This is a genomic window from Stenotrophomonas sp. (genome assembly GCF_032061965.1).
Taxonomy (GTDB): domain Bacteria; phylum Pseudomonadota; class Gammaproteobacteria; order Xanthomonadales; family Xanthomonadaceae; genus Stenotrophomonas.
The window spans coordinates 1-20,929 of the sequence record NZ_DAMBEF010000023.1 but is presented as its reverse complement, the minus strand read 5'-3'; the positions used below and the strand labels follow the sequence as shown (position 1 = coordinate 20,929).

The following is a 20,929-nucleotide window of genomic DNA, read 5'->3' as shown; positions in this document are numbered from 1 at the left end:
CCGATGAGCAAGGAACTTTTGCTGGTAGTTGACGCAGTCGCCAACGAGAAGGGCGTGCCGCGTGAAGTGATCTTCGACGCAATCGAAGCTGCGCTGGCGTCTGCTGCGAAGAAGCGTTATGCCGAAGAAGACGTGCTTGCGCGCGTGTCGATCAACCACAAGGACGGTAGCTACGAAACCTTCCGTCGCTGGGAAGTCGTGGCTGACGACGTGGTGATGGAATCGCCGCATCGCCAGATCCGCATGATGGACGCGATCGACGAGGCCGACGGCGTCGAGATTGGCGATTACATCGAAGAGCAGATCGAGAACCCGGATTTCGGCCGCATCGCCGCACAGGCTGCCAAGCAGGTGATCGTGCAGCGCGTACGCGAGGCCGAGCGCCAGCAGGTTGTCGATGCGTGGAAGGATCGTGTGGGTGAGCTGGTCACCGGCGTGGTCAAGCGCGCCGAGCGCGGCAACATCTACGTCGACCTGGGTGGCAACGCCGAAGCTTTCATTCCGAAGGACAAGGGCATCCCGCGCGACGTGCTGCGCGCCGGCGACCGCGTGCGCGGCTACCTGGCTGAAGTGCGTTCGGAGCCGCGTGGTCCGCAGCTGTTCATCAGCCGCGCTGCGCCGGAGTTCATGATCGAGCTGTTCAAGCTGGAAGTGCCGGAAGTCGGCCAGGGCCTGGTGGAGATCAAGGCCTGTGCACGTGATCCGGGCGACCGCGCCAAGATCGCCGTGCTGGCCCACGACACCCGTACCGATCCGATCGGCGCCTGCATCGGCATGCGCGGTTCGCGCGTGCAGGCCGTGTCCAACGAGCTCAATGGCGAGCGCGTGGACATCGTGCTGTGGAACGACAACCCGGCCAACTTCGTCATCAATGCGATGGCGCCGGCCGAAGTGCAGTCGATCATCGTCGATGAAGAAAAGCATTCGATGGACCTGGCCGTGGCGGAAGACCGTCTGGCCCAGGCTATCGGCAAGGGCGGCCAGAACGTGCGCCTGGCCAGCCGTTTGACCGGTTGGCAGCTGAACGTGATGACCCAGGACCAGGTGACCGCCAAGTCGGAAGCCGAGCAGGGCGTCGCCCGTCAGCTGTTCATGGACAAGCTGGAAGTGGACGAGGAAATCGCCGGCATCCTGGTGTCCGAAGGCTTCAATACCGTCGAAGAAATCGCCTACGTTCCGGTTGGCGAGTTGTTGGCGGTGGAAGGCTTTGACGAAGACATCGTCGAAGAACTGCGTGCCCGTGCCCGTGATGCGCTGCTCAATGAAGCGCTGGCCGTGGAAGAGGGTGCAGACGATGGCGTGCCGGCTGCGGACCTGCTGGCACTGAAGGGCATGGATGAAGCGACTGCGTATGCGCTGGCCGCCAATGGCGTGCGTACGAGTGAGGATCTGTCGGACCTGGCTGCCGATGAGGTTCTGGAGTTCGGCATCGAGGGCATGGATCTGGAGCGCGCCGCGGCGCTGGTCCTGGCAGCCCGCGCCGAGGAGATCGCCCGCCTGGAGCGTGGCGAATGAGCCAGCGATGAACAGTGCCCTGAGCCGCTCAGGGCGTAGACTCCGCGCTGCCTTCGTCCGTGTCGAGGGGGCGCCAACAAGATCATAGGATCCGAATGTCGCAGCAAACCACCATCCGCAAGCTCGCTGAACTGGTCAATACGCCAGTCGAGAAACTGCTTGAACAGCTGTCCCAGGCCGGGATGAAGTTCAGCGGTCCCGACCAGGTCGTGACCAGCACCGAGAAAGTGAAGCTGCTCGGCTTCCTCCGTCGTTCGCATGGCAAGGAAGAGCAGCCGGTCGACGAGGTCGAGGCCGCGCCGAAGAAAATCACCCTGAACCGTCGCAAGCTGCAGGAAGTGACGGTCAGTGCAGGCCGCAGCAAGACCACGGTCAATGTCGAGGTGCGCCAGAAGCGCACCTACGTCAAGCCGGAAGGTGGCAAGGCTGCAATGACGCCGGACGAAGAGCGCGCGGACATCCTGCGTAAGCTTGAAGAATCGCGTCAGCGCAATCTTGAAGAGCAGCGCATGCTGGCCGAGAAGGACCGTGCGCGCGATGAAACCATCGCCGCCAAGAAGGCCGCTGAAGAAGCCGAACGCGCTCGCGTCGAGGCAGAGAAGCTTGCCGCTGAAGAAGCCGCCAAGGCCGCTGCTGCAAAGCCGGCCCCGGTTGCTGCCGAAGCAGAGGCCCCGGCACGCCCGGCGCGTCACGCTCCGGCAGCTGCTGCTCCGGCACGCGCCCCGGTGCGCGAAGATCGCGGCAACAACAACAACGCCAATGCCAAGCCCGGCAAGCGCAACGAAGGTGGCGATGGCAACCGTTTCGGTGGCCAGCTGCACCTGTCGGCGTCTGATCGCGCTCGTCGTGGCAACAGCAACAACAGCAATTCGCGCGGTCGTCCGGGTGCACGTGCACCGCAGGGCCGTCGTGGCAATGACGCATCGCGCAGCGGTGGCGGCAGCCATGCCTTCGAACGTCCGACCGCACCGGTTGTGCGTGAGGTCGCCGTCGGCGACACCATCACCGTGGCCGATCTGGCACAGAAGCTCGCCCTGAAGGGCGGCGAGGTGGTCAAGGCGCTGTTCAAGATGGGCGTGATGGCGACCATCACCCAGTCCATCGATCATGACACCGCGGTGCTGGTGACCGAAGAACTTGGCCACAAGGTCGTGCGTGCCAATGCCAACGACGCCGAAGACGCGCTGCTGGCAATCACCGATGCCGATGAGCGCGTGGCGGTGCCGCGTGCGCCGGTGGTGACCATCATGGGTCACGTCGATCACGGCAAGACCTCGCTGCTGGATTACATCCGTCGCACCAAGGTCGCCACCGGCGAAGCCGGCGGCATTACCCAGCACATCGGTGCTTACCATGTGACCACGCCGAAGGGCGTGATCAGCTTCCTCGATACCCCGGGCCACGCCGCGTTCACTTCGATGCGTGCCCGCGGTGCGCAGTTGACCGATATCGTGGTGGTGGTGGTTGCCGCCGACGATGGCGTGATGCCGCAGACCAAGGAAGCCATCCAGCACGCTCGCGCCGCAAACGCGCCGATCGTGGTGGCGATCAACAAGATCGACAAGGCATCGGCCGATCCGATGCGCGTCAAGAACGAGCTGCTTGCTGAGCAGGTCGTGGCCGAAGACTTCGGCGGTGACGTGCAGATGGTGGAAATCTCGGCCAAGACCGGCCTGGGTATCGACGACCTGCTGGACGCGATCTCGCTGCAGGCCGAAGTGCTTGAGCTCAAGGCCGTGGCCGAAGGCCGCGCCAGCGGCGTGGTCATCGAATCCTCGCTGGACAAGGGCCGTGGCCCGGTCGCGACGGTGCTGGTGCAGCAGGGTGTCCTGAAGAAGGGCGACTACCTGGTGTGCGGCATCCAGTACGGCCGCGTGCGTGCGCTGTTCGACGAAACCGGCAGCCAGGTGGCTGAAGCGGGCCCGTCGATCCCGGTGCAGGTGCTGGGTCTTTCCGGTGTGCCGGAAGCGGGCGACGACTTCGTCGTGGTCGAGGACGAGCGCCTGGCCAAGGACGTTGCGCAGACCCGTGAAACCAAGCGTCGCGAATCGCGCCTGGTCGCCACTGCGGGCAGCCGCATGGAAGACATCATGGCGCAGATGGGCAAGGGCGAAGGCCAGCAGGTGCTGAACCTGTTGATCAAGGCCGACGTCCAGGGTTCGGTGCAGGCTCTGAGCCAGTCGCTGATTGGCCTGTCCAACGACGACATCCGCATCAATGTGATCCACTCCGGCGTGGGCGGCATCACCGAGTCCGACGCCAACTCGGCCGTGGCCTCCAAGGCTACCGTCATCGGCTTCAATGTGCGTGCGGATGCTTCGGCCCGTCGCATCATTGAATCCAACGGCGTTGACCTGCGTTACTTCTCGATCATCTATGACGTGATCGACCAGGTGAAGCAGGTGGCTTCCGGTCTGCTGGGCGTGGAAATCCGCGAAGAGATCATCGGTATCGCCGAGGTCCGCGATGTGTTCCGCAGCTCCAAGTTCGGTGCGGTCGCAGGCTGCATGATCGTGGAAGGCGTGGTGAAGCGGAACAAGCCGATCCGCGTGCTGCGCGACAGCGTGGTGGTGTTCGAGGGCGAGCTGGAATCGCTGCGTCGCTTCAAGGAAAACGTCGAAGAAGTTCGCAACGGTACCGAGTGCGGTATCGGCGTGAAGGCCTACAACGACGTCAAGGCCGGCGACCAGATCGAGTGCTTCGAGCGTATCGAAGTGCCGCGCACGCTCTGACGGCCGGGATTGGGGAATCGGGATTCGGGATTCGTTGATGCGGTTCCCGGCGAACGGTTCCTCTGCCGGTGGGTTTGGGCCCGGAGCTGCGGTCGTGAATGCGGCTGCAGCGACAGCCCTGTTTTGGTTTCATTGAATTCAACCTTTATTGCTGATACTTGCCTGATGCCTAAGACCTTCCATCGTACCGACCGTGTTTCTGCGCAGATCCGCCGCGATCTGGGCACGCTGGTGCATGCCGCCGTGCGTGAATACGGGCTGCCATCGGTCAGCGTTTCGGACGTGGAAGTCACCCGCGACATGGCCCATGCCAAGATCTTCGTGACGGCGCTGATGCCGGAGCGTTCGGCCGAGGCGGTGAAGGGGCTGCGCGAGTTGTCGGTTGAGCTGCGCATGGCGTTGGCGCGTGCAATGAAGCTGCGGCACGTGCCGGAGTTGCATTTCCATTACGACGATTCGGTCGACCGCGGTGAGCGCATCGACAAGCTGTTGCGTGATCTTCCCGACGCGCAGCCGCCCAAGGCCGACGCCGACGAAGAGTGATAGCAGCAGCCCGCAAGGGCTGTTGTCATATCTGGCCTGCGCAGGATGGTGCAGGCGGCTTTCCCGTTCTCACCGGGCGCCGAGCGCGCGCCGGACTGCCCATGGTGTTGCATGCGTCCCAGAATCCAATTCCGCCGCCTGGATGGCATTGTCCTGCTCGACAAGCCGGCCGGCATGAGTTCCAACACGGCCCTGCAGGTCGCTCGCCGTCTGTTCCGCGCCGAGAAGGGCGGCCATACCGGCAGCCTGGATCCGTTGGCGACCGGCTTGTTGCCGCTGTGCTTCGGCGAGGCCACCAAGATCGCCGGGCTGCTGCTGGGCTCGGCCAAGGCCTACGATGCTGAAGTCCGCCTGGGCAGCACCACCGATACCGATGATGCGGACGGCAGCACATTGCGTGAGCGCCCGGTGCCGGATTTCACGGATGCGCAGTTGCAGGTCGCGCTTGCCAGTTTGACGGGCAACATCCGTCAGCGTGCGCCGATCTATTCCGCGCTCAAGCAGGGCGGTGAGCCGTTGTATGCGAAGGCCCGCCGCGGCGAGGCCATCGAGGCCCCCGAGCGCGATGTGCAGGTGCAATCGATCCAGGTGCTTGCCCGTGGTGAGGCGTCGTTGTCGTTGCGGGTTACCTGCGGCTCGGGTACCTACATCCGCAGCATCGCCCGCGATCTTGGCGAAATGCTGGGATGCGGCGCCCATATCACCGCGTTGCGGCGGCTGTGGGTGGAGCCGTTCATGGCGCCCACGATGATCAGCCTGGATGAGCTGCGCGAAATCACTGAATCCGGGGACGAGCAGGCCTTGCTGGCCTGGCTGCTGCCCATCGAGCAGGGGTTGAGTCAGTTCCCCCGGGTTGAGCTGGATGCCGCGCAGGCAGCCCGCTTCTGCGTCGGCCAGCGCCTGCGCAACCCCGAGTGGCCGGTAGGCCTGGTGGTGGTTTACGGCGATAACGGGCAGCCGTTGGGCCTGGGCCAGGTCGAAGAAGGCGGCCGCTTGGGACCGCAGCGCCGCTTCAATCTCTGAACGGGCAGGGTGCGGCCCTACCTTTCGGACCACTCCTGCCTTGTCCCGGGTGGTTGTGAACGTTACAATTTTGCGGCCCCGGAAAGGGGCACCTGTCCGCTCCGGCGGCCAGCCTACCTAATCGGCGAGCTACGCGGTGCGTCCAGAGACGTTCCTGCCGGCCCCGCATCTGAAGAGAAAACATCATGTCGATCGACACCCAGAAAGTCATTGAAGAAAACAAGCGCGGCGCTGCCGACACCGGTTCCCCGGAAGTCCAGGTTGCCCTGCTGACCGCTCGCATTGAACTGCTGACCGGCCACTTCAAGGAACACAAGAAGGATCACCACAGCCGCCGTGGTCTGCTGCAGATGGTCAACCGCCGCCGTAGCCTGCTCGACTACCTGAAGAACAAGGATGTCGCACGCTATAAAGCGTTGATCGAAAAGCTCGGCCTGCGCCGCTAATCGATATCCGCCGCGGCGCAGCGATGCGCCGCGGCTTTGTTTTAAGCGCTTCAAAATCGTAGTAGATCGGCCGGAACCGCCCGGCCAGCCGCTGCCGACATGGGTTGGCGCCGGACCAATCGAAGAAAGCATTTCAAGGATCCCCCGTGGCAAAAATCACCAAAACCTTCCAGTACGGCAAACACACCGTCACGCTTGAAACCGGCGAAATCGCCCGTCAGGCAGGCGGCGCAGTCATCGTCAAGATGGACGACACCGTGTTGCTGGTCACTGCCGTCGCCGCCAAGAGCGCGCGCGAAGGCCAGGACTTCTTCCCGCTGACCGTTGATTACCAGGAAAAGTTCTACGCCGGTGGCCGTATCCCGGGCGGCTTCTTCAAGCGTGAAGGCCGTGCGACCGAGAAGGAGACGCTGATCTCGCGTCTGATCGATCGTCCGATCCGTCCGCTGTTCCCGGAAGACTACAAGAACGAAGTGCAGATCATCGCCACGGTGATGTCGCTGAACCCGGAAGTGGACGGCGACATCGCTGCCCTGATCGGTGCTTCGGCTGCACTGTCGCTGGCCGGCACCCCGTTCAAGGGCCCGATCGGCGCTGCCAAGGTCGGTTACAAGGACGGCCAGTACATCCTCAACCCGACCGTGTCGGAGCTGAAGGAATCGCAGCTGGAGCTGGTGGTCGCTGGTACCGCCAATGCCGTGCTGATGGTTGAATCCGAAGCCGCACTGCTGTCTGAAGACGTGATGCTGGGCGCCGTGACCTTCGGTCACCGCGAAATGCAGAAGGTCATCAACGCCATCAACGAGCTGACCGTTGAAGCCGGCACCAAGCCGAGCGACTGGGTTGCCCCGGCCAAGAACGAAGCGCTGATCGGCGCCCTGAAGGAAAATGTCGGCGGCAAGCTGGCTGAAGCCTTCCAGGTGCGTGACAAGCTGCAGCGTCGTGACGCCATCTCGGCGATCAAGAAGGACGTGGTTGAAGCCCTGGCTGGCCGCGTTGCCGCTGAAGGCTGGAACCCGGCCGAGCTGTCGAAGGAATTCGGCGAGCTGGAATACCACACCATGCGTGACTCGGTGCTGGCCACCAAGGTCCGCATCGACGGCCGCGCCCTGGATACCGTCCGCCCGATCGCGGTCAAGACCAGCGTGCTGCCGCGTACCCACGGCTCGGCCCTGTTCACCCGCGGCGAGACCCAGGCCATCGTGACCATCACGCTGGGCACCGCACGCGACGGCCAGATCATTGACGCCGTTGCCGGTGAGTACAAGGAAAACTTCCTGTTCCATTACAACTTCCCGCCCTACTCGGTCGGTGAGTGCGGTCGTTTCGGTGCGCCGAAGCGTCGTGAAATCGGCCACGGCCGTCTGGCCAAGCGCGGTGTGCTGGCTGTGATGCCGTCGCTGGAAGCCTTCCCGTACACCATTCGCGTCGTGTCGGAAATCACCGAGTCCAACGGCTCCTCGTCGATGGCTTCGGTCTGCGGTTCCTCGCTGGCCCTGATGGACGCCGGCGTGCCGGTCAAGTCGCCGGTGGCAGGTATCGCCATGGGCCTGGTCAAGGAAGGCGATCGCTTCGTCGTCCTGTCCGACATCCTGGGTGACGAAGATCACCTGGGCGACATGGACTTCAAGGTCGCTGGTACCGCCGAGGGCATCTCCGCCCTGCAGATGGATATCAAGATCGAAGGCATCACCGAAGAGATCATGAAGCAGGCACTGCAGCAGGCCAAGGCTGGCCGTCTGCACATCCTGGGCGAAATGGCTCACGGCCTGACCGCTCCGCGTGCCGAGCTGTCGGACTACGCGCCGCGTCTGCTGACCATCAAGATCCACCCGGACAAGATCCGCGAAGTGATCGGCAAGGGTGGCTCGACCATCCAGGCCATCACCAAGGAAACCGGCACCCAGATCGACATCCAGGACGATGGCACCATCACCATCGCTTCGGTGAACAACGCCGCTGCCCAGGCCGCCAAGGCCCGCATCGAGCAGATCACCTCGGACGTCGAGCCGGGCCGCATCTATGAAGGCAAGGTCGCCAAGATCATGGACTTCGGTGCGTTCGTCACGATCCTGCCGGGCAAGGATGGTCTGGTCCACGTGTCGCAGATCTCCAGCGACCGCGTCGAGAAGGTTGGCGACGTGCTGAAGGAAGGCGATGTGGTCAAGGTCAAGGTGCTGGAAGTCGACAAGCAGGGCCGTATCCGCCTGTCGATGAAGGCCGTGGAAGAAGGCGAGGGCACCCCGGCCGAATAAGGCTTGCGGTGTGGTATCGCTGAGAAGAAAAGCGGGCCTTGTGCCCGCTTTTCTTTTTTGTGTTTCTCGGTTCACCGCGTGTCCCGTACAGGTCGTGCCAGACCGCGCTCCATGCCGCGGGCGAGGGTTTCCAAATCCCGTTCCAGGCGCAGCGCTCAAGCCCCCCTCTCGTCGAGGGATAGGGGGTTGGGGAAAGGGGCAGCCGGCATCACAGCTCAAGCCCCTCTCCCCTCGCGGGAGAGGGGTTGGGGAGAGGGGGCAGCCGTCACCGCCGGCGGGACCGGGCCCGATTCCGTCCGGCACGCTGTTGCTTGGGCATTCGGCCTAGGCAGCCCTTGGCTTCGCCAACCCGGGCGCAGCACCAAGCGCGCCTGGGTACCCAAAGCGCCACGGCTCAAGCCCCTCTCCCCTCGCGGGAGAGGGGTTGGGGAGAGGGGGCAGCCGGCATCGTCGTCGGGACCGAGCGTGAATCAGTGTCGGCCTGTTGTTGTTAGGTCGCCCGAGCTGGGCAGGCCCGGGCCTCCCTGGCGCAGTTGCAGCGCCAGGCTCTTGGATACCAGCGTGCACGCGGCTAAAGCCCCTCTCCCCTCGCGGGAGAGGGGTTGGGGAGAGGGGGCGGCATCGCAGGCGGGACAGGGCCGCCTCATTACGGTCCGCTGTTGCATGGGCTTTCGGGCCAGGCAGTCCCTTGTTTCCCCAGTGCAGTCAAAGCGCCAAGCGCTTGGGCACCCCGCACGACACAGCTGAAGCTCCCCTCGCGGCAGAGGGGTTGGAAGAGGAGTGGCGGCATCTCCCGACCCAGGCCTGCAGCGTGCAGTGATGGCCGCCTTGCCAGTGCCGGCCTGAGCATGGCCTGACAGTTCTCTTCAGGATGTCCATGGCCAAGCTCCGGGATTGGCATCGCTGCTTGCCAGCACAAGCTCAGGCCTGCTTCGGCAAGGCGGTGGCATCGGGTCTGTTGGCGGGCGTCGGCATCGCACTTTTGGGGGCGGTGGTGCTGCCAGTGTCGATCAGTACCGGCCTGTTGTTGCTGGGCCTGTTGGGCTGGGTATGTCTTGGCAGGCTGCGGGGTTTTGCAGCACTGCTGGTGGGCGCAGGTTGGGCAGGGCTGCATTTGGTCTGGGGCTTGTCCGCGCAGTTGCCGCCTGTGATGGAGTCGCGTGAGTTCCTGCTGGACGGGGTGGTAAGCAGCCTTCCGCAACACGAGTTGCGCCGAACCCGTTTCCAGTTTCGCGTGGACGCGGCGGCCGACATGCCCGAGGCATTGCGTGGGCGCATGCTGCAGGTCAACTGGTACGACGACTTCGGCGCAACGCAGGCGGGGCCCAGACTGCAGTTGCGCGCTGGTGAGCGCTGGCGGTTGCAGCTGCGGTTGCGTGCACCGCGCGGGTTGGTCAATCCCGGCGGCTTTGACGCCGAGCGCCACGCCTTGGCGCAGGACATCGTTGCAGTTGCCATGGTGCGGGCCCAGCCTTCGCCGCAGCGGCTTGCGGGTGCGCGTGGAATGGGGGCATGGCGGGAGACAATGGCGTCGCGCATCGCGCAGGCAGTGGCGTCGCCATCGGCCCGCTACGTGCAAGCGCTGGCGCTGGGGGATACGCGCGGTCTGCAGGAGCGGGATTGGCAGGTGCTGCGCGCCACCGGGCTTACCCATCTGATTGCCATCTCGGGGTTCCATGTCGGCATGGTCGCGGTGGTGGCCGCGTGGCTGGTCGCCGCGCTCTGGTGGCTGCTTCCACGCTGGGCGCGGCGTCTGCCCAGGCCACAGGCGATGGCCTTGGGGGCGTTGATGGGGGCGACGGTATATGCGGCCGTCGCCGGTTTCGGCCTGCCAACGGTTCGCACCGTGCTGATGGTGGCGGTGGTGGTGGTCGCGCGCCTCGGTCGGCGCCCACTTGCCGTTCTCGATTGTCTGTCGCTTGCCGCGTTGTTGGTGTTGCTGGTGGACCCGTTGTCCATATTGGCAGCGGGTTTCTGGCTCAGCTTTGCCGGGGTCGCTTGGCTGGCCTGGTGCCTGCCCGAACGCGGCCACTGGCTGGGCGGGTTCCTGTCGGCGCAGCGGGTGGCGACGATCGGCTTGCTGCCATTGACAGCGCTGCTGTTTGGGCAGGCATCCCTGGTAGGCCCGGCGGCCAACCTGGTTGCCATCCCCTGGTGGAGTCTTGTGGTGGTGCCTTTGGCAATCCTGGGTACTGGACTGGAAGCTGCCTGCACCGGTGCGGGCGCCTGGGCCTGGAATTGCGCAGCCTGGTGTTTTGACCTGCTGTGGCCGCTGTTCGCGTCGCTGGGGGCGGCAGATCTGTCCATGTGGTGGCTTGCCGAGCCTGCCTGGCTGGCCATGCCCCTGGCCTTGCTGGGGGCGTTCTGGATGCTGCTGCCCGTTGGCGTGCCGGGCAAGCTTTTGGCGCTGCTGCTGTGGCTGCCACTGCTTTGGCCCTGGCGCGAGGCCGCAGGGGAGGGCGAGTTCGAAGTGGTAATGCTGGATGTGGGTCAGGGTCTTGCGGTTCTGGTGCGTACCCGCAGCCACACCTTGCTCTATGATGCCGGGCCCGCCGTGCAGGATGGTTTTGACGCGGGTGAGCGGGTGGTGGTTCCGGCACTGCGGGCGTTGGCGGTGCGGCAGCTGGATGTCATGGTGCTCAGCCATGCAGATCACGATCATGCAGGCGGGGCCGCGGCGGTGCGAGCGGTGGTGCCGATCCAGCACACCCTGGCGCCGCCGGGCGCGCCATTGCCACAGGCACAGGCCTGCGAAGCCGGGCAAGCCTGGCAATGGGATGGCGTGCGATTCACGTTCCTGCATCCAGGCCGGCACTTCCCTTATCTGCGAAACGAATCCAGTTGCGTGCTGCGCATCGAAGGGGCGCACGGCAGCGCCTTGCTGGCCGGTGATATCGGCGAGGTGGTCGAAGGTAGCCTGCTCAAACGGCTCCCCGCGCAACTGCAGGCCGATGTGGTGGTGGTTGCGCACCATGGCAGCGGTGGCTCATCGAGCGCAGACTTCGTGGCTGCAACCTCGGCCCGGCTGGCCTTGGTATCGGCAGGGCATGGCAATCGCTTCGGGCATCCGCGCGCGGCGGTCGTGCGGCGTTGGCAAGGGGCAGGGGCCGAGGTGCTGAACAGCGCGGACAGCGGTGCGGTGAGAGTATGGTTGGGGCGGGCGGGCCTGCAGCTGCGCGAGTTCAGAATCTGGCGTGCGCGGGCCTGGGATGCCGCTGAGCGGGCGCGGGCGGCTGCTATCCTATCGGACATTGAACAGGCGGCCGTTGAGCCGGAGGGTTGAAACGTGTGGGAATTGGTCAAGGCCGGCGGTTGGCCGATGGTGCCGTTGTTGCTGTTGGGTGTGCTGGCCTTGGCGATAGTCCTTGAGCGTTTCTGGAGCCTGCGGCGCAATGAAGTGCTGCCCCCGGGGCTGGGCCAGGAAGTGCGCAACTGGGCCGCACGCGGCAAGCTCGATGCCTCGCACATAGAATCACTGCGGGCCAACTCGCCGTTGGGCGCGCTGTTGGCCGCGGCCTTGGAGGCACGCAACCGTCCGCGTGAGCAGATCCGCGAGCGTATCGAAGACACCGGTCGTCACCTGGTGCACCGCATGGGGCGCTATCTCAATGCACTGGGCACCATCGCTTCGGCCGGTCCGTTGTTGGGCCTGTTGGGGACCGTGGTCGGCATGATCCAGATGTTCCTGGGCATCCTGGACCACGGCGTGGGCGATGTGACCCAGCTGGCAGGCGGTATCGGCAAGGCTTTGGTCTGCACCGCTACCGGCATGATCGTGGCTATTCCCGCACTGATGTTCCACCGCTATTTCCGTGGCCGCATCGATGGCTATGTGATCGAGATGGAGCAGGAGGCCAGTGCGCTGCTGGATTCGCTGGATGGGCGCCCGGCGGTGATGGCTGGCAACAAGGCTCCGGCGGCCGAAACCCGCCGTACGGCCAAGGCCTGATTGCCGATGCGTATCCGCGAAAACCGCCAGCAGGATGAGCCGCATATCGATCTGGTGCCGCTGATCGACGTGATCCTGGTGCTGATCATCTTCTTCGTGGTCACGACCACGTTTGAAGCGCGTTCGACCCTGCAGGTACAGCTGCCCACCGCCAGCGACCAGAAGAACACCGCGCCTCCGCGCTCGCTGAGCGTGCTGGTGAACGCCGATGGCCGTTACTTCATCAACGATCAGGAAGTGCTGCGTACGGATATCGAGTCGTTGAAGCAGACCATCGGCCAGCTCGCCGGTGCGGATCGTGAGCAGACCGTTCTGCTGCGCGCCGACGCACGCACCCCGTACCAGGCGGTGGTCACCGCCCAGGACGCGCTGGGCCAGCTGGGCTTCCGGCGCATCGCCATTGCCACCGCGCCGGAAGTGAAGCAATGAGTCAGGACGGCGCATGGCAGGTCTATAAGCGACTGCTGGGTTTTGCCAGGCCGTATCGTGTCCTGTTGGCATTGGCTGTGCTGGGCATGCTGGTTGAGGCGGGTGCGGGCAGCGGTTTTCTGGCCCTGATGAGCCCGATCACCAACAACCTGGTGAACCCGGAAGACATCAATCCGTGGATGCCCTTGGCGGTGATCGGCCTGTTTCTGTTGCGCGGTATTGCCGGCTACCTGACCGACATCGGCATGGGCAAGGCAGCGCGCAGCATCGCCCGCGATCTGCGCGTCAAGGTGCTGGACAAGTACATGCACCTGCCCGGCCAACGCTTTGACGCCGAGCCGGTGCCATCAATGCTGGTGCGCCTGGGCTCGGATTGCGATCAGGTGGCGCAGGCGGCAGTGGACGCGATGAAAGTGGTGCTGCAGCAGTCGCTGCAGGCCCTGGGCGCGCTGTTGATGATGCTGTGGTACAGCTGGCAGGTGACCTTGGCGATCTTTGTACTTGCGCCGCCGCTGGCCTGGGTGATGAACCGGGTTGCCAAGCGCTATCGCAGCATCAGCCATCGTATCCAGGAAAGTGGCGCGGAGCTGTTGCAGGCGGCCGACCAGACCTTGTCCAGCCAGCAGGAGGTCAAGGTCTACGGTGCCCAGCCCACCGAGCTTGAGCGATATACGCGCCTGGCCAACACCAATCTGCGGTTGGCGATGAAGGTGGAATCCACCCGCAGCATCTCCTCCAGCATGGTGCAGCTGATCGGCGCGGTTGGTCTGGCAGCCTTGTTGCTGATCGCGGGTCATGAGGCGGCGGCTGGCCGTTTGACCGTTGGTGATTTCGTGGCGTTGCTGATGGCAATGCTGGCCATCATCCCGGCACTGAAGCAGCTGACCAATGTGCAGAACATGACCCAGCGCGGCATCGCCTCGGCACAGCGCCTGTTCACCGTGCTCGATGCAGAAGACGAGCCGGACAACGGCACCCGGCCTTTGCAGCGCGCCACTGGCTTGCTCGAGTTCCGCAATGTCACGGCGCGTTATGCGGGCCAAGCCAAGCCTGCACTGCAGGATGTCAGCTTCGTGGCCAAGCCGGGCACGGTTACGGCCATCGTCGGTCGGTCGGGTAGTGGCAAATCCACCTTGATCAAGCTGATCCCTCGTTTCTACGAAGTGGAGTCAGGCCTGATCCTGTTGGATGGTCATCCATTGCAGGAGTATTCGCTGGCCGACCTGCGCCGCCAGATTGCGTTGGTCGGGCAACAGGTGACCCTGTTCAATGGCAGCGTTGCCCAGAATGTGGCCTATGGTGAACTGCAGGGGCGCAGCCCGGAAGAACTGCAGCGCGCCATTGCCGGTGCCAACGCGGCGGAGTTTGTCGAGCAGATGGAACGTGGCATCGATGAGTCCGTCGGGGCCAAGGGTGGGCGCCTGTCCGGCGGTCAACGCCAGCGTTTGGCGATTGCCCGCGCGATGCTGAAGGATGCACCGATCCTGATTCTTGACGAGGCCACGGCCGCGCTGGACAACGAATCCGAGCGGCTGGTGCAGGACGCCCTGCAGAAGTTGATGCCTGACCGCACCACCTTGGTGATCGCGCACCGCCTGTCTACCATTGAGCATGCCGACCAGGTGCTGGTCATGGACCAGGGCCGCATCGTCGAGCGTGGCACCCATCACGAGTTGCTCGCATTGGGAGGCGTCTACGAACACCTCCACAGCATGCAGTTCCGCGAAAGGCAGGACGGATGAGCAAGCAGGGTCCGCAAACGCCGGCCCACTGGTACGGCGATGCCGCCGTGCCGGTGTTCGCACGCGTGTTGGCGCCGATCTATGGTCTGGTATCAGGCCTGCGTCGCGGCCTGTACCGACGTGGTTGGCTACGTGCGCGGCAGGTGCCTGTGCCGGTCATCGTGGTGGGCAACATCACTGCTGGCGGTACCGGCAAGACGCCGCTGACGATCGAACTGGTCAACCGGCTGCGCGAAGCGGGCTGGAAGCCGGGCGTGGCCAGTCGCGGCTACGGCCGCGACGAGGCCGACAAGCCGCGTTGGGTAACCGCTGATCTCGCGCCCGGACTGGGCGGCGATGAGCCCGTGCTGATTGCCTGGAAAACCGGCGCCCCGGTGCGGGTGGACAAGGACCGCGTGGCTGCCGCCAAGGCCCTGCTGGAAGCAGGCTGCGACATCGTCATCTGCGATGACGGGCTGCAGCACTACCGCCTTGCGCGCGATATCGAGATAGAAGTGGTGGATGCCGCGCGCCGCTATGGCAACGGACGTCTGCTGCCGGCCGGGCCATTGCGCGAGCCCATAGCGCGCGCCAGGCTCTGCGACTTCCGCGTGGTCAATCTCGGCCAGGCCAGCGATGCACCTCCCGATTCCCCCGCCACCGGCTTCGGCGAATGGGCCATGCGGCTGCGGATCGATAGCGCCACGCCGCTCAAGGGAGGGCGGGCCAGACCTTTGCAGGCATTTGCCGGGCAGCGTGTGCATGCGGTGGCAGGCATCGCCAACCCGCAGCGGTTCTTCCAGATGCTGCGCGCGCGCGATATCGGCGTGGTTCCACACGCTTTTGCCGACCATCACCGCTATCAGCCTGACGACCTGTCCTTTGGCAGCCAGTTGCCGGTACTGATGACCGAAAAGGACGCGGTGAAATGCCAGGCTTTTGCCACCGACTGGCATTACGCGGTGCCATTGCAGGCCGAGTTGCCGGCGGCCTTCTGGGTCGCGTTGCTGGATCGTCTTGGCAAGCTGGGACGCGCGTAAGAAGACCTGCGTGCAGTTGGGTCACGGGCTTATGGGCCGGGCATTCGGCCGCAAGGAGTAGACATGACAGACATCCCGGATTTCGTGGTGGCCATTCCGGCCCGTTACGCATCAACCCGGTTGCCGGGCAAGCCGCTGGCCTTGATTGCCGGCGAGCCGATGGTGCTGCATGTGGCCCGACGGGCCCTGCAGGCCGGCGCAAGCGAGGTATGGGTGGCGACCGACGATGCGCGGATTGCCGCGGCGGTGGCAGGCCTTGAAGGCATCCGCGTGGCGATGACCGATCCTGCGCATGCCTCCGGTACGGATCGGCTGGCCGAATGCGCACGCCAGGCGGGGTGGGCGGATGATGTGATCGTGGTCAATCTGCAGGGCGATGAGCCCTTTGCCCCCGCGGTGGGCATCCAGACGGTGGCAGCGACGCTGGCTGCCAGCGGCGCGCCGATGTCGACCCTGGCCACGCCGGTGGAGGATGCCCCCAGCTTGTTCGACCCCAACGTCGTCAAGCTGGTGCGCAATGTGCACGGTGACGCGATGTACTTCAGCCGCGCGCCGATTGCCTGGCACCGCGATGCGTTCGCCCGCAGCCGTGACAGCCTGCCGCCCGGGCAATGGCTGCGGCACATCGGTATCTATGGCTACCGTGCCGGATTCCTGCAGCAGTTCGCGGCAATGCCGCCAGGCAACCTGGAGCAGGTTGAGGCGCTGGAGCAACTGCGTGTGCTGGAGGCGGGCCATCGCATTGCCGTGGCCTTGTCGCCAGCCATATTCCCGCCGGGTATCGATACCCCTGAAGACCTGCAGCGGGCCGACGCGCTGATGCGGGCGCAGCAATGAAATTGCTGGTGGTCTGCCTGGGCAACATCTGCCGCTCGCCAATGGGCGAAGGGGCCTTGCGTGCCCATGTCGCGCAGGCGGGCCTGGACAGCTGGATCACGGTCGATTCGGCGGGAACCTCCGGCTGGCATGCCGGCGATCCGCCCGACAGCCGGGCCGTGGCCTGCGCGCGTCGGCATGGCGTGGACATCAGCGGTCTGCGCGGGCGTCAGCTGACCCCGGCGGATTTTCATGACTTCGACCATATCCTTTGCGCCGATGCCTCCAACCTGGACAACGCGCGCGCGCTGGCGCCCGATGGCCTGCAGGAGCGAGCGGTATTGTGGCTGCCCTGGGCCGGCGTGACAGGGGAAACGGCCATCCCTGACCCCTACTATGGCCAAGACCGTGACTTTGAACAGAGTTGGGCATTGGTGGACGCGGCCGCTCGCGGTACCGTGCAACGTCTTTCGCGTAACGGCCAGTCCTGCATAATCCAGCCATGAATGAAAAGCGCATAGTGGATCTGCCCAAGTCCGGTATCTGGCTCAACGCCGCACCTTCCAGCTTGCAGGACATGCGTGGCAGGCCGGTGGTGCTGGCTTTCGTCAATGGTGCCTCGATCTGGTCCATGCAACGCGTGGCCGAAGTTGCGCGCTGGCAGGCACGCAATCCCAGTCGCCTGCAGCTGCTGGTGGTGCAGGTGCCACGCTTCGAGTTCGAGCGCGAGCCGCAGCAGTCGCTCAAGTTGTTGCGCCGGCACGGCGTCAAAGCGCCCATCGTGCTGGATGCGCAGTGGGATGCCTGGCGGCAGTTCGACGTGCAGTCGTGGCCGACCTTGGTATTGCTGGATGCCTACGGCGCCGAGCGCGAGCGTCTGGTAGGTGCCACCGGCGATCTTGACCGCGCCTTGAACAGCCTCTGCGAGGGCGTGCCGCGGCCGTTGGAAGATGATGAGCCCCGCGAGATCAATGCCGAGCCGCGCCTGCCCCTGCAGTTTCCAGCGGGTCTGGTGGCGACCGCCGAGCGCCTGTATGTGGCCGACACCGGCCATCACCGCATCCTGGAATGCAACCATGCCGGCCGCATCCTGCGCCAGTTCGGCCTGGGGTCGGCGGACTTGATCAACGGTGGTACCGGCGAGGCAGCGTTCAATCGTCCGCAGGGCCTGGCCCTGGTCCGCGATGTGCTGTACGTGGCCGATACCGGCAACCATGCGTTGCGTCGTATCAATCTGACCAGTGGCCAGGTCGACACCCTGGCAGGCAATGGACGAGCGGCTACGCCCAGTGCCGGCGTATTGGCCCAGCCCTGGGATAGCGCGCTCAACCACCCGCTGGCGGTCGCCGTGGCTGACAACCAGATCTACATCGCCATGGCAGGCGACAACCATATCTGGAGCTATGACCTGGGCGCCAAGGAACTGCGTTGGCGCGCGGGCTCCGGTGTGGTCGAGGTGCGTGATGGCAGTGGCCACCTGGCCGCTTTTGCCCAGCCGTCCAGCGTCGTGGCGGTCCAGCACACCTTGTACGTCAGCGACGCGCTTGGGTCGGCGATCCGCTCGGTGCAGCTGCGCAATGATCTTGTGCAGACGCTGGTCGGGCAGGGGCCCTGGGAGTCGGGCAATGTTGATGGTCCGCGCCTGCGCGCACGGTTGCAGTATCCGCAGGCCCTGGCAATGGGCCCGGACTCCCCGCTGCTGTGGATCGCCGATGCCGGCAATGGCGCACTGCGTACGCTGCGCCTGGGTGGCGGCGACCTGTCCACCGTCAACCTGCCGCGGCGACTGCACGGCCCGGCCGCCTTGGCCGTGGCAGCTGGCGCCATCTGGATCGCCGAGGCCGATGCACATGCCGTGCTTCGGTTTGATCCGCTCAGCGGCGACTTGAGCGAAGTGCCGATAGACGGATGACCGACGCAGCTACCAACGCGTTTGATGGCAAGGCCTTCGCTGCTGCACTGAGTACCGCGCCCGGCGTCTACCGGATGTACGCGGCCGATGACACGCTGCTGTACGTGGGCAAGGCCGGTGCGCTGCGCAAGCGCGTCGGCAGTTACTTCAACGGGTCACCAAAAAGCCGGCGCATCATGATGATGCTGTCGCAGGTGGCGCGGATGGACGTCACCATCACCCGCACCGAGGCCGAAGCGCTGCTGCTGGAAAACCAGCTGATCAAGTCGCTGACGCCGCGTTACAACGTCTCTCTGCGCGACGACAAGACCTATCCGCAGGTATTGATGACGCGCGAACAGTGGCCGCGCATCGCCCTGCATCGTGGTCCGCGCTCGGTGCCCGGGCGCTATTACGGCCCCTACCCGGGTGTCGGTGCGGTGCGCGAAACGCTCAACCTGATGCACAAGCTGTTCAAGCTGCGCAGCTGCGAAGACAGCGTGTTCCGCAACCGTTCGCGGCCGTGCCTGCAGTACCAGATCGGGCGTTGCAGTGCGCCCTGCGTGGAGCTGGTGGCGCAGAGCGATTACGACGAGGCCGTGCGCCAGGCAACCCTGTTCCTGGAAGGCAAGAGCGACCAGTTGGCCGATGAGCTGATGCACGGCATGCAGCAGGCCAGCGATGCCTTGGAGTTTGAGCGTGCCGCGCGCCTGCGTGATCTGGTGGCGTCGCTGCGCAGCATGCAGAACCGGCAGTACGTGGACGGACGCGCTGCGGACCTGGATGTGCTGGCCTGCGCCATGCAAGGCGCCAGCGCCTGCGTGCTGCTGCTGGCCTTTCGCGACGGCCGCAACCTGGGCACCCGCGCATTCTTCCCGCGGACCAATGGCGAAGACAGCGCGGAAGAGGTGTTGGCCGCGTTCGTCTCTCAGTATTACGTCGAGCATGGGCCGCCGGCGGAAATCCTGCTTGATCGCGAGATCCCGGATGCGGCGATGATCGAGGCGGCGTTGAGCGCGTCCGCAGAGCGCAAGGTCGCGCTGAAGTGGAACGTGCGCGGCGAACGTGCCGGCTATGTGGAATTGGCCAGCCGCAATGCGCAGGTCACCCTGGTGGCCGAGATGGACAGTCGTGGCGCGCAGCAGGCACGCAGCGAGGCCTTGCGCGAGATGCTGGGCCTGGCCGAGCCGGTCAAGCGCGTGGAGTGTTTTGACATCAGCCACACCATGGGCGAAGCGACGGTTGCCTCCTGCGTAGTCTTCGATGCCGCTGGCCCGGTACGGGCGCAGTACCGGCGTTACAACATCAGCGGGATCGAGCCGGGCGATGACTACGCCGCCATGCACCAGGCCATCGATCGCCGTTTCCGCCGTGCCGTCGAGGAGGGCGGAGTACTGCCCGACGTGCTGTTGATCGACGGTGGTGCCGGCCAGTTGGCGCAGGCGCAGGCCGCGTTGGCCGACCTCGGGGTGGAAGGGGTGATGCTGGTCGGCGTCGCCAAGGGCGTGGAGCGCCGCGCCGGCCATGAGGCGCTGGTGATGCCCGATGGACGGGAAATCCGTCCCGGTGCGGCCTCGCCAGCGCTGCAGTTCATTCAGCAGGTGCGCGACGAGGCCCACCGTTTTGCCATCACCGGCCACCGCGGCCGCCGCCAGAAGGCGCGGATGACCAGCAAGCTGGAAGATATCGCCGGCATCGGCCCGCGCCGCCGCGCCAGCCTGCTCAAGCATTTCGGTGGGATGGCGGGGCTCAAGGCTGCTGGAGAGGCCGAGATCGCCCGGGTGGAAGGCATCAATGACGCCCTGGCCGCGCGTATCTACGCTAACCTTCATGGTCTGTCGGTACCCGATCCGGCAGCGGAGTAATGTTGTAATGAAATTGACCATCCCCACCTGGCTGACCTTGCTGCGGATCCTGATGATCCCGGTGCTGGTGCTGGTGTTCTATCTGCCCTATGCCTGGACCAACTTCGCCTCGGCGGCGATCTTCGGGCTGGCGGCGATCACCGACTGGCTCGACGGCTGGGTGGCGCGGCGCTACCAACAGCATTCGGCGTTCGGCGCATTCCTGGACCCGGTGGCGGACAAGCTGATGGTGGCGGTGGCGCTGTTCCTGATCGTGCAGGGGCACCCGACGCCGTGGATGGCGTTCTGGGCGGCAGTGATTGTCGGCCGTGAAATCGCGGTGTCGGCGTTGCGCGAATGGATGGCTGAAATCGGACAGCGCGCGAAGGTGCGGGTGGCCATGATCGGCAAAGTGAAAACAACCGCGCAGATGGTGGCACTGTTGTGCCTGCTGTATTCGGTTTCGCCCAATACCCCGTTTACCGCGATCTGGATGGGTGAACCGGTTTTTCATATTGGTGACTGGATGCTGGCCATTGCCGCGTTGCTGACGCTTGTCTCTGCGTTGCAGTATCTGCGGGCCGCCTGGCCCAGCCTGCGCGAAGACGAAAAAGCAGCGCGCAGTGGGGCTGGAAAGAGCTGAAAGGCTGTTGACACTGTGGCGAATGCATGTAGAATTTCGCCTCCCAAGCGGGAATAGCTCAGTTGGTAGAGCGCAACCTTGC

At 64.9% G+C, this 20,929-nt stretch carries 15 protein-coding genes and 1 pseudogene; all 16 read left to right on the top strand.

Annotated elements, in window-relative coordinates:
- Positions 1 to 3: 3 nt before the first annotated feature.
- The 16 genes and pseudogenes from nusA (at position 4) to pgsA (ending at position 20,847) form a co-directional block, all read left to right on the top strand.
- Positions 4 to 1,515, top strand: a complete 1,512-nt coding sequence (gene nusA, locus RT460_RS12735; protein WP_313319335.1) for a transcription termination factor NusA — start codon at positions 4 to 6, stop codon at positions 1,513 to 1,515.
- A 95-nt stretch (positions 1,516 to 1,610) separates the two neighbouring features.
- Complete coding sequence (infB, locus tag RT460_RS12730; protein WP_313319334.1) at positions 1,611 to 4,247, top strand: translation initiation factor IF-2; 2,637 nt, start codon at positions 1,611 to 1,613, stop codon at positions 4,245 to 4,247.
- A gap of 165 nt (positions 4,248 to 4,412) precedes the next feature.
- Entirely contained in the window at positions 4,413 to 4,790 is a 378-nt protein-coding gene (gene rbfA, locus RT460_RS12725; RefSeq protein WP_313319333.1) for a 30S ribosome-binding factor RbfA, read from the top strand.
- A 111-nt stretch (positions 4,791 to 4,901) separates the two neighbouring features.
- Positions 4,902 to 5,813, top strand: a complete 912-nt coding sequence (gene truB / locus RT460_RS12720) for a tRNA pseudouridine(55) synthase TruB (RefSeq protein ID WP_313319332.1) — start codon at positions 4,902 to 4,904, stop codon at positions 5,811 to 5,813.
- A gap of 185 nt (positions 5,814 to 5,998) precedes the next feature.
- A complete protein-coding gene (gene rpsO, locus RT460_RS12715; protein ID WP_057626688.1) occupies positions 5,999 to 6,259 on the top strand; it encodes a 30S ribosomal protein S15 in 261 nt (86 codons plus the stop codon).
- A 146-nt stretch (positions 6,260 to 6,405) separates the two neighbouring features.
- Positions 6,406 to 8,514, top strand: coding sequence for a polyribonucleotide nucleotidyltransferase (gene pnp / locus RT460_RS12710; RefSeq protein WP_313319331.1), 2,109 nt, complete (start codon positions 6,406 to 6,408; stop codon positions 8,512 to 8,514).
- Positions 8,515 to 9,391: 877 nt separating this feature from the next.
- Positions 9,392 to 11,883 (top strand): annotated as a pseudogene (locus tag RT460_RS12705) (DNA internalization-related competence protein ComEC/Rec2).
- Positions 11,801 to 12,463, top strand: coding sequence for a MotA/TolQ/ExbB proton channel family protein (locus RT460_RS12700; RefSeq protein WP_313319330.1), 663 nt, complete (start codon positions 11,801 to 11,803; stop codon positions 12,461 to 12,463). The pseudogene RT460_RS12705 and the gene RT460_RS12700 overlap by 83 nt, the downstream one beginning before the upstream one ends.
- Positions 12,464 to 12,469: 6 nt before the next feature.
- Positions 12,470 to 12,892, top strand: a complete 423-nt coding sequence (locus tag RT460_RS12695; RefSeq protein WP_313319329.1) for a biopolymer transporter ExbD — start codon at positions 12,470 to 12,472, stop codon at positions 12,890 to 12,892.
- A complete protein-coding gene (gene msbA, locus RT460_RS12690; RefSeq protein ID WP_313319328.1) occupies positions 12,889 to 14,634 on the top strand; it encodes a lipid A export permease/ATP-binding protein MsbA in 1,746 nt (581 codons plus the stop codon). Before RT460_RS12695 ends, msbA begins: the two co-directional genes overlap by 4 nt.
- Positions 14,631 to 15,653, top strand: coding sequence for a tetraacyldisaccharide 4'-kinase (gene lpxK, locus RT460_RS12685; RefSeq protein ID WP_313319327.1), 1,023 nt, complete (start codon positions 14,631 to 14,633; stop codon positions 15,651 to 15,653). Before msbA ends, lpxK begins: the two co-directional genes overlap by 4 nt.
- Positions 15,654 to 15,725: 72 nt before the next feature.
- The gene (kdsB, locus tag RT460_RS12680; protein ID WP_313319365.1) at positions 15,726 to 16,490 is read left to right on the top strand and encodes a 3-deoxy-manno-octulosonate cytidylyltransferase; all 765 of its coding nucleotides are present in this window, start codon (positions 15,726 to 15,728) and stop codon (positions 16,488 to 16,490) included.
- On the top strand, positions 16,487 to 16,975 hold the full coding sequence (locus tag RT460_RS12675; RefSeq protein WP_313319326.1) for a low molecular weight protein-tyrosine-phosphatase: 489 nt from the start codon (positions 16,487 to 16,489) through the stop codon (positions 16,973 to 16,975). Before kdsB ends, RT460_RS12675 begins: the two co-directional genes overlap by 4 nt.
- Complete coding sequence (locus tag RT460_RS12670; protein ID WP_313319325.1) at positions 16,972 to 18,381, top strand: hypothetical protein; 1,410 nt, start codon at positions 16,972 to 16,974, stop codon at positions 18,379 to 18,381. Before RT460_RS12675 ends, RT460_RS12670 begins: the two co-directional genes overlap by 4 nt.
- Positions 18,378 to 20,225, top strand: a complete 1,848-nt coding sequence (uvrC, locus tag RT460_RS12665) for an excinuclease ABC subunit UvrC (protein ID WP_313319324.1) — start codon at positions 18,378 to 18,380, stop codon at positions 20,223 to 20,225. The genes RT460_RS12670 and uvrC overlap by 4 nt, the downstream gene beginning before the upstream one ends.
- A 7-nt stretch (positions 20,226 to 20,232) precedes the next feature.
- Positions 20,233 to 20,847 (top strand): CDP-diacylglycerol--glycerol-3-phosphate 3-phosphatidyltransferase, encoded by a 615-nt coding sequence (pgsA, locus tag RT460_RS12660; protein WP_313319323.1) that lies wholly within the window; start codon positions 20,233 to 20,235, stop codon positions 20,845 to 20,847.
- Positions 20,848 to 20,929 lie beyond the last annotated feature (82 nt).